At 41.1% G+C, this 9,562-nt stretch carries 4 protein-coding genes and 1 pseudogene; 2 read left to right on the top strand and 3 right to left on the bottom strand.

Going from position 1 to position 9,562, the window contains the following annotated elements:
- The first annotated feature begins 829 nt into the window (after positions 1–829).
- Positions 830–6,223 carry a C80 family cysteine peptidase gene (locus F607_RS0121855; RefSeq protein ID WP_027709776.1) on the top strand — a complete coding sequence of 1,798 codons (5,394 nt, stop codon included), beginning with the start codon at positions 830–832 and terminating at the stop codon, positions 6,221–6,223.
- Between the two features lie 394 nt (positions 6,224–6,617).
- Complete coding sequence (locus F607_RS0121850) at positions 6,618–8,339, top strand: DEAD/DEAH box helicase (protein ID WP_027709775.1); 1,722 nt, start codon at positions 6,618–6,620, stop codon at positions 8,337–8,339.
- Positions 8,340–8,422: 83 nt separating this feature from the next.
- On the opposite strand, the pseudogene F607_RS35285 reads toward F607_RS0121850, so the two are convergent.
- The 3 genes and pseudogenes from F607_RS35285 to F607_RS34860 all read right to left on the bottom strand — a co-directional run.
- A pseudogene (locus F607_RS35285) lies at positions 8,423–8,584 on the bottom strand (pirin family protein); the annotation flags it as partial.
- A gap of 60 nt (positions 8,585–8,644) precedes the next feature.
- Positions 8,645–9,118 carry a pirin family protein gene (locus tag F607_RS31080; protein ID WP_211233694.1) on the bottom strand — a complete coding sequence of 158 codons (474 nt, stop codon included), beginning with the start codon at positions 9,116–9,118 and terminating at the stop codon, positions 8,645–8,647.
- Positions 9,119–9,220: 102 nt separating this feature from the next.
- Positions 9,221–9,562 (bottom strand): hypothetical protein (locus F607_RS34860; protein ID WP_038292037.1); only part of this gene is annotated, 342 nt, incomplete at its 5' end.

Genomic DNA, 9,562 nt, shown 5'->3' with positions numbered 1-9,562 from the left:
TCACGCTCATTCAGCTTGTTATAACGATCTTTCAGATCAAAAAAACCTGGTTGCACCATTTTGCTAGCACTCGTTTCTTATTACTCAGCTGCTATGTATTATACATCAATAAGAATTTTTAGAGGTGCCCTAAAGCAAGAAAGTCTAAAGTATATAGCTTCATTCGATGTTGGAAAGTCAGTTTATGAATAAACACTAATTTAACGTCTCTTAAAAAATTTTCTAAGATATATTATGAGCAATATTTATATTTGGGCCAGCCAATAATTAACTTGCAAGCTTACTCGAGTTATTTCAAAGGAAATATTAGAGGTATCTTGATGAAGGAGGTTTGAGAGGCTGTCTTCTTTCAGAGCCAAACTTATTTAAAAAGTTGTTGCATAAAAGACTGTATATGTATGATTGTTAAAGATAATATGAAAACCAAATAGTATTTGTAGTATTTGTAGTATTTGTAGTATTTGTAGTATTTGTAGTATTTGTAGTATTTGTAGTATTTGTAGTATTTGTAGTATTTGTAGTATTTGTGTGAAACTTGTGTTTTTGTATTTTAATTGTTAGGAATAACGTATTTTAAATTGTAAGAAATATATTTGATTTTTTTTGTTTGTCTATTTATTTTTAGAGTGGGCTGGTTTTGTTTGGGTTTGTGCTTTTTTTAAGGTTGTTGCAAGAAATGTACATGTTGTTCTTTATATAGGCGCTTAAAGTCTAAATCTTCATTTTTAATATTTTATAAGGGATATGACCTTTTATTAATCCTGCTCCGATTTCTCGGGAGGGTGTTTTCATTGAGTTTTTAGTTGTTAATGTAGTAAGGAATAAACTCATGCCTGGAAGTGAAACAAATGGTGTTGTAAACAGTGGTGCAAATATTGGTGCGCTTAGCTTTGAAGATAAGCTAGCCAATTTTATATTAGCCTCTGCATATTCTAATGAGCATATTGATTCATGGTTAGAAGGTGTTGCTATACCTGATAAAGCCAAAAATAAACAAATTACTGAAGCTAAAAAAAAGTTTGAAGCAAAAGCGCGGGAGTTGGCCGAAGCCTGGCAGCCCTATTTAAAAGATGGTCAACAACTTAATATTCGTGCTTATACTGAAGGATCACTGATTAGCCAAGCGCAGAAAGCTTTGGCAGAAGCAGGCCTTCCGAGTGCAGATCAGTTAACTGTTGAGCAAATCAAAGATTATCTTTTAAATCCGCAGCAAATTCCAAATGCTACTCCACAACTCATTACTCAAATAAATCAGTTATCGCCTGAAACGAAAGGGCGGGGAGCCACGGGTGATGCAACTGAGATTAACTATGAGACGGTAGCTGTCACACTTGTTGATAAAACACTTTATGTGGCTTCTAATACGAAAACAAGATCCGGTGTAAGTTATAACCCAGCAACAAAAAAACTTACTGGGCTGGATAGTAAAAATAAATATTTATCCTTTTCGTTATTTCAGGATGCTGATCAGCGGAGCCATGCTGCAAATAGAGTGGCTGTGGTAGATCAGTTGCAAGCAGAGCTGCAAGGTGTCGCAGATTTTGATCGTGTTGTCTTTATTGGTATTGGCGATACCCCAACCAGTGCGAATGAAGCGGCCAAGCCACACGCAGAAATGCAACTGTTAAGGTACTTTAAGGATAACAATATTTCGCTAACAGATAAAACCATTGGTATATCAAAGCCTGCTTGTAGCGAATGTACAGTTAAGCTCCAAGAAAGTGCAGTTAGCTATCGTGATGGTACTAAAACCAGGGAAAATGTTAACTCCAATCCAACAAACTGGCTGCAACCAGATGAAATAAACGGCGTTAAAGTCGTTTATGAGGCGAGTTTTACACAGCCTACGACGCGTCAATTAAAAGACTATCGTACATTAGCTGCAAATCAGTGGCGACAGCCCTCAACGAAACAAGTGGCACGGTTAGCTGGGCAGTCCACCACTGCCGGTAGTAAGTATTCGAATAATGTTATTGTTCAACTGGATGGTGACTCTGTAAGTTTTAATGCGGCATTACGCTTGTTTCATAAATACCCGACAGATAAGGTTAAATGGTTACAGTGGAACCCTGAACATAGACAAGTTGTTGATGTGTTAACGGGTCAAACAGTTTCTAGATTGCCTGTTACTGCTAATGATCAAATGTTACTAGTGGGCCACTCAGAAGCAATGCTCAGTGACTCTGCATTACAACATGGCTCAACGCTGGCTGGGATGAGCGCGGAACAATTAACAACCAAGCTATTTGAACATGGCTTACAGCAGGATATCCCGAAAAAAATAAGTTTAGTGTCATGTGGTTTGGGGGCTGTTGATAGTCAACATGGGAGTCGATTTGTTACTCAAGTCGCTCAGCAAATCGCGTCAACTAAACCGCAGGCAAAAGTTTCTATTTCTGCACAAGATACCGTCGTTAAAGTGAATGCGCAGGGACAAAAAGAAACTTTACGTTTTATGGCTGATGGCAACGTTATTTGGAAAGCGGGTGATCATCAACATAAAGTAATTGTAACCACTAATGGTTCTGGTGGCGTTACTGAGCAAGTTTTTACCCTCGGTGAGGGAGAAAAACCATTAAATCAAGTAGACGCAGAGGTTATTAAAAATATAAAAATTGAAGATGCATTGAGTCAAATGGGGCAGGCTCGTACTTCTTCTCTGGGGGTCGATGCAGACTCGTTTTTCAATCCAGCTAAAACACTACAAACGGCGCGATTACATGACCAGCAATTGATTCAAAACCTTGTCGAACAAAAGCTGACGACATTAGGTAAGCAGGCAACAGATTTTGTGGGATTTGCTGATGACACGGATTTACCTTCAGGTAAACTTGTTATTGAATACCAAGATGCTGGGCAACGTAAAACGCAACATATAAATACTGATCCGAACCAGTTTCGCACAGTAAATGTCATCAAAGGTTTTCGACAGGAATTCTCGAAGGGTACGGCGCGTACTTCAAGAGCGTTAGGTATATTTATGACGCTTAAAGGAATGGAAAGCCTGTCTGATGCTTTAACAAGTGGTGATGCCAAGGCTATTGCGGCGAATTCTGCCATGACACTCTATGGTGTTGGTGAGTTAGCGGATATGCCCCCTAAAATTTTAATGCGCACCGGGGATTTACTCGCAAAGGCCACAGCTTCTACCGCTGATGGGTTATCAGCAATAGCAGCTCGCAAAGCCGCGCCTGCGTTAGCGAGCTCTTTTGCACAATTCAGTCGTACAGGTGCTGCGGGCATACGTGCATTCAGTAAATTATTAGCCAGGGCTACACCATTAATTGGGGTGGGATTAGGTATTCATGGGATGAGTGAGGATTTAAAAGATCCTGATAAAGTGCGAGGTACTGTTAATTTCGTACTTGATTTTTTTGCCACAGCAACAGGCGCATTAGCATCAATTCCTTCTCCTCTTTCTCCTTTATTTGAAGCATTTTCTATTGGTTTTACCATTGCCAGATTAGGCTTTGGGACGTTATATGATAATGTGAAAAAAGCCTTAAGTGAGCTGCCTAGTGATGCCTCGTGGCAACAACGTGCAGATGCATTTTTTCAAGGACTTGGAAATGGTATCGAGCAACTGTTTTATGAGTTCCACCCAATAGGTAATATTATGAATGCTTTACAGCAAAGTGAAGCATTAGAAGATCAGTATCGAGAAGATGTAAAATTATTGTCATTACTGTCTGATTATCGAAATTATTTTAGTATTTATCAAACAGATGAAAATGGTCCAGCAACCATCGATTTTGCTAGTGCACCAGCTTCTTATTATGGCGGTAATTTACAGTTTAAACTGGGTGATCCAGGTTATGATTCCTCTCTGATTATTGACAATATGGTCGATATGTCGGGTGAACAACAAAGCCGCACATTTTCAGTTAACACCGATGGGGTTCAAAATATTGTATTGGGGGCTGGTCAGACACCTGAAATAACCATGGAATCCAGAACAGTCAAAATGTTGTGGGTTATTCCAATTAATACAAAGCAGGTCATTGCTCGAAATGAGCAAGGAGGCATTGATACGGATGAGGGATCGAACACTGGAAGCTATGTTGGTAATAATAAAAATAATGTATTTCAAACGATTCAACAGCAGCCTGTTGATAACGATGGTAATGCGGTTGGGGCCTCTTTATCAAGCTATAGCTATACCATGAAAGGGTTGGCTGGGGATGACTTATTTATTTTGGGACCACAGCAAATACATGTGTTTGGTGACCAGGGGGCTGATACTTATATCGCTGGAGAACATGCTGCAGAGTGGCTAACCATTAATAATTTTGATGATTCCACGCAACCGAGTTTGGATACGCTGAGCGTTAATGCTGAGCTTAATGCTATTAAAGCTTATAAACTGCAGGTTAAAGAAGGCAGGGAAAAATGGGCTTGGAGTGATGATTTGTTAGTTGTTTATAAAGATAAACAACAGAAAGCACATTATGTTCGTATACAAAATTGGTTTAAAGGCAGCCAGTATCAGCATTTACAAATAAAAACCAGTGATGGCTATTTAGTGCACGTAGGAGGACTCGTTTCAGCCTCAGCAGCAGAACATACCTCAACGCAAGGTGATAATGGAAGAACTGCACTTTCTTTCCATGTGCTTTCTCGTCAGCCTGGCATTGACCGTGCTCATCCTCAAGAAGCGCTGAATGACAATGGCAAAGTCTCATTAACGGCTGTAGCTTATGATAAGTCGTCTACTTTGCAGCAGGAAACAGGTGCAGTATTTGATGCGAACCGGCTAGGAATGGAAAATATTCGACAGATAACCGGTACCTCAAAGTATGATCGTTTGAAGGGTAATGCCTTGGCGAATGTATTAAATGGTTATGGTTCTGGTGAACAGGCAGATGCACTTGCTGGCGGTGAAGGTAATGACGTTTATTTAGTTCAGTCGTATTTGGATAGAGCAAATAAGGTTGAAATAGATAACCGGGCACATGATAAAGCAATGGATTACATTGTACTGGGTGCAGAACGAGGGCATTTATCATCACTATCTGTGGACGGAGAAGATGTCATTTTTAGCGCACGAGCAAATCAACAAGCTCAGCAACAAAAAATAAATGCGTTAAAGGCTGACCAAGATAATTTTCAGCGTATTGCAGCATTTTTACAGCGTATACTATCAAGGCATGAGCAATTATCTTTTCAGAGCTTTGTTGATGAGTTGAATACTCGTACTATGCTATTTCAAGGTAAAACCTATGTTGTAACTGATGGTGATGGGTTTGAGTCTGCGGCGGAGAAAATATTAGGCAAGCCTACGGCTGGAAAATTAAGAACTTTTGCAAGCCGTGTTCCTCCAGCCCAGTCATTTACTGAAGCGGTAAAACAGTATACTGAACGTTATGAAAACCTGATTACGAAATACCAACAGCAAATCACAGCACAAACTCGCTATAAAAATGATGGGCAGTCTGGCACATTAAATGTCAGGTTAAAACATTGGACGCAAGGAGATGCTGTGCAACACGTACGCTTTAAAACCAGTGATAATTTAACCCTAAAATTAGTCAAAAATAATGATCAATACCAGTTTCAAGTGACTGGCTTTGATGCATCCATGTCGGCACAAGGTGTAGTATTAGACCAAGAGGCCAGAACAGGTACTCACCCTTATGCAGATATCACTTCCTTCGCGGGTAGCCAGTTTGGCGACCGCCTGACAGGCAATGATAAAAATAATATTTTGCAGGGCGGTGGCAATGGCGGTACTGTAAAGAGCTATGATACCTTGATTGGTGGCAATGGTCATGATGTCTATATTTACACGCCTAAAACAGATGGACTGGTCGTTGTTGATACAAATGCTAATGATGGCAAGCAGGATATCGTGTTGTTTAATGCGAAGTTTGAGGATATTAAAGCGAGAAGCGTTGACTTAGCAGACCCTTCTCAAAGTATTCACTTGGATGAAAGTATTGCCCTTCGGCTGGATGTAGAAGGGCAAAAAGGTGCATTAGTTGTACAACACTATCAGCGTGATGATGAACACAGGAATTTAATGTTTAAATCCCTTGATGGTGTTTACTTTAAGGTTGATCATCAGTCTTTTGCTAAGTTGCAGACTAGCAAACAGGATGTGAGTCGTTTAAACCAGCTGGTTCAGTCTATGAGCACTATGGCAAACCAGGGCGGGAGCAGTGAAGTATCTTCGGCAGCATCACCACAAAAAGTAAGCCCATTATTAACACAAAGCGCTGTTTAATAAAAATGTGGATGTAAGGGGTATTTTAAAGGATGCTGTTAGAAGGGGTGCAGGGAGGCATCCTACCAATTAATCCTTTAAACTTTTTTCAGTGTGCATGAGTGAGCTCTTTTTGAGTCATCAAGGATATCGATGCTTGCTTAGTGTGAACCTGCTGAGGATGAAGAAGTACAGTAGCGGCTTTTAAGAGCCAAACGACTGAGTTGAGCTGCTATAGTCTATACAGTAAGGAGTAGGGTACAGAGCTGATGTAGGTAGCGGTTTCGCTTTGAAAAGGAAAAAAGCGATACAAACCATTTGCAATCACGTATAATGCGCGCCTTATTTTTGTTCAGGGTTTGCCCATGCCACAGACAACTGCCCTGGCTAGCGTGTTTTTGTATAGGTATTCTTAATGTCTGTTGATGAAAATTCTTCGCGCAGTTTCCACGATTTAAACCTTATTCCACCGGTTTTACAAGCACTGGATGATGTAGGCTATGAGACACCATCTCCTATCCAGGCACAAGTGATTCCTCATGTCATGTCTGGTCAGGATGTGATTGGTCAAGCCCAGACAGGTACTGGTAAAACGGCAGCCTTTGCATTGCCGTTGCTATCTCGAATTAACCTTAAGTTGAGCGCACCACAAGTACTTGTGTTAGCACCTACCCGTGAGCTTGCCATTCAAGTTGCAGAGGCTTTTCAGCGCTATGCCGCACATATGAAAGGTTTCCATGTATTACCCATTTATGGTGGACAGGAGTACCGTGGGCAGTTGCGTCAACTGAAACGAGGTGCACACGTTGTGGTGGGAACACCGGGCCGGGTGGTTGACCATATTAAGCGTGGTACTTTGCAGTTGGACAAGTTACAGACATTGGTACTGGATGAAGCTGATGAAATGCTGCGCATGGGCTTTATTGACGATGTTGAGTGGGTGTTGGAGCAAACTCCTGCTGAACGACAAATAGCACTATTTTCAGCAACCATGCCTAATGAGATTCGCCGCATTGCCCAACGGCATTTGGTTGATCCTACAGAAGTTGCGATCAAGGTTAAAACCACTACGGTTGATACTATTCGTCAACGTTATTGGTTGGTCAGCGGTGTCCATAAGCTGGATGCATTGACCCGCATGCTGGAAGCAGAACCGTTTGATGGCATGATTATCTTTGTGCGGACCAAAACGGCTACGCTAGAACTCGCTGAAAAGTTGGAAGCACGAGGCTTTGCATCTGCGCCTTTAAATGGCGATATCCCTCAACAGCAACGTGAAAAAACAGTTGACCGTTTAAAAGCGGGCAAGTTAGACATCCTTGTCGCCACTGACGTTGTTGCCCGTGGGTTGGATGTGCCTCGTATCAGCCATGTTATTAACTTTGATATTCCTTACGATATCGAAACCTATGTACACCGCATTGGCCGAACGGGTCGGGCAGGAAGAAAAGGGGAAGCAATTTTGTTCGTTGCGCCTCGTGAGAAGCGGATGCTGCACAGTATTGAGCGTGCCACTCGACAGCGTATTGAGGTAATGGAGTTACCTTCAACAGAAATCATTAATGATCAACGTATCAGCCGCTTCAAGCAGCGAATTACCGATACTATTGCGGAAGAATCTTTAGAATTTTTTCTGCAAATTGTTAATGACTATCAGCAAGAACATAATATACCTGCACAGGAAATTGCTGCAGCACTGGCGAAATTAGTACAAGGTGATGAGCCTTTATTGCTCAAGCCTGAGCCAAAGCGCAAGCAATTTGATATCTCAGACGATAAGGGTATGGAGCGTTATCGGATTGCTGTAGGTCATCAACATGGTGTTAAACCCAATAATATTGTGGGTGCTATTGCAAATGAAGCTGATATCAGTAGTAAATTAATTGGCCGCATTGATATTCAGGAGCACTACAGTACAGTTGATTTGCCTGCTGGTTTACCCCAAGACATTTTAAAAGCCTTAAAGAAAACGTTAGTCTGTGGTCAACAGCTTAAAATCACCCTAACAGATGAGGTGGTAGAAAGATCTCCCCGGCGGCGTAAACCCAGTGGTAAGAAAGGTAAGCCTAATACTGCATCACCAAGCAGCAAGCATAAAAAGAAAAGGGCACCAAGAAAAGAAAAGCGTTCTAGTTAATACTGCTCATTGATAAAGAAAACAAAAAGACCATCAAAATGTGATGGCCTTTTTTTGTGGTATTGGTTTCTGCTGATTAAGGCTTATGGTTTAGGTAAGTCAAACCATAAGCCTTCTAAGCCATCTTTTCCTGCCTTAATAGACAGTAATTGTTGTGTAAAACTGCCTAACCCATCACCTGATGTGAACTGGTCTTCGCCTATGTGAGCTTGGCCATTGATAATATGCAAGTAACCAATACGCGGCCCTAACGATAAGGCATTATTCTCATTGGGCGCTAAGCGTAGCCGGTAAAGAGATGCATCTTAGTGCATCATCTGTGAGCCATCACGACCATTCGGTGTTACGAGGGGAGTCAATGTATCACTTTGTTTGATTTTAGCTTGCTCATAGCTTGGTTTAATGGCTCGTACATTGGGTTGAATCAAAATTTGTAAAAAGTGTAATGACTTTGTTGGGGAATGATTAAACTCTGAGTGAAGAATACCACTCCCAGCACTCATACGCTGGACTTCTCCTTGGGTGACAGTGAACTGATTACCCATACTATCTTTGTGTTCGATACTACCTTCTAAAATATAAGAAATAATTTCCATATCTCTATGTCCATGGGTGTCAAAGTCTGCACCACCAATTACGGTATCATCATTGATGACTCTTAGGGCTGAAATACCTATATGCTGAGGCTCATAGTATTGACCAAAAGAAAAAGTATGTCGGCTATCCAGCCAGCCAAAGTTAGTCTTTCCTCGGTCTTCAGCTCGTCGGATGTAGTCCATGGCGGTATCCTATGTTTGAAAATGGGTTAAATAATTGATACTTCAAGCATAGCCGCTTACAGATATGCATTAAATTGAATAAAATAATCTCGACTTTGGCCATCAAGCAGCCATCGCGAGTTGATTAATTAAAGTGTCAGCGTCATTGGGTGTTAATTTAATAAAGTCATCACTCATACTTGAGTTTGAAAAATATTCTTCAGCCCAAATTGTTCGCCTAATAAATGCGATGACATCGGAAAATGTTGCTTGATCTTTTTTGTCATACCAACTGGTTAATGCCGGTTGTAAAAGAGTGGATTGTCTCATTTCTTTGGCGATAACACAGGCTAAGGAATACAACCCCATTAATACAGGCGTTGTTCTACCGATGGCTTTGTCAGACCACTGCCGTTGTGTTTCTACACCTAAATGTTCCCGCACTTCTTCAAACGTGACCTCAAT

The organism is Zooshikella ganghwensis DSM 15267, assembly GCF_000428585.1.
Lineage (GTDB): Bacteria > Pseudomonadota > Gammaproteobacteria > Pseudomonadales > Zooshikellaceae > Zooshikella > Zooshikella ganghwensis.
The sequence above is the reverse complement of the archived record's forward strand: the minus strand, read 5'-3'. Positions and strand labels throughout refer to the sequence as shown.